1 protein-coding gene is annotated in these 337 nt (G+C 48.4%); it reads right to left on the bottom strand.

The genetic code is table 11. From position 1 onward, the window contains the following. Positions 1 to 219: head decoration protein (locus ACFIJ8_RS08485; protein ID WP_375639391.1), on the bottom strand; the 219-nt coding region annotated here is incomplete at its 3' end. Positions 220 to 337 lie beyond the last annotated feature (118 nt).

Below are 337 nucleotides of genomic sequence, written 5' to 3' on the forward strand. Positions count from 1 at the left end.
GTCAATAGTGGCAAAAGAAATCCCTGCCGGTGTTTGACTGCCATCTGATGCTGCTGGATTAAGGGGGACATAGTGTTCCGTTGTGGTTATCTTGCCCATGACAGTTCCCGCTTCAATGAATGCTCCTGATGCAAACAGCACTTCTTCATTTGACATATCGGGGTCGTAGGGTCCAAGATAAGCGCCATTGCGTACGTCGTCATAAATAATATTCGTCATTTCACTGCCCTCCAAGCTGCTTCCCATTTTGCGTGAATCTTTGCCTTGCTCGTCCCATCACTATGAGGGGCATAAGGCGAGACTTTTAAAGACGCGCTTTGAGAGCTAGCAGCCGTCA

Source organism: Bartonella sp. MF74HXZ (assembly GCF_042194445.1).
Classification (GTDB): Bacteria; Pseudomonadota; Alphaproteobacteria; order Rhizobiales; family Rhizobiaceae; genus Bartonella; species Bartonella grahamii.